This is a genomic window from Microbispora sp. CL1-1 (assembly GCF_012034195.1).
Taxonomy (GTDB): domain Bacteria; phylum Actinomycetota; class Actinomycetes; order Streptosporangiales; family Streptosporangiaceae; genus Microbispora.
The window spans coordinates 1-286 of the sequence record NZ_JAATEK010000241.1 but is presented as its reverse complement, the minus strand read 5'-3'; the positions used below and the strand labels follow the sequence as shown (position 1 = coordinate 286).

At 64.0% G+C, this 286-nt stretch carries 1 protein-coding gene; it reads left to right on the top strand.

Features of this window, described 5'->3' with window-relative positions:
- On the top strand, nucleotides 1–286 hold a 286-nt coding region (locus tag HCK04_RS40760), incomplete at both ends, for a hypothetical protein (protein ID WP_168066736.1).

Genomic DNA, 286 nt, shown 5'->3' with positions numbered 1-286 from the left:
TGTGATCGACTACTCCTACGACAAGGAAGCAGACTTCTACTGCACGGTCGCGCTGGACTACGACAGCAGGTGCGACCCGGAGTACGACAGGGCCGTCAACGTGTCCGCGGTGAGCTACGGCCACAACATCAACGTTCCCGGCTCGAGCCCGACCGCGCGGATCGTGTTCACCACCTCCGATCGGGCCTCCGGCGGCGTTACCGACGAGCCGGAGTTCTGCGAGGACGGGCGCGACTATTCGGACTGCGTGTACGGCACAGGGCCGCGGTTTTACACAAGCCGGATG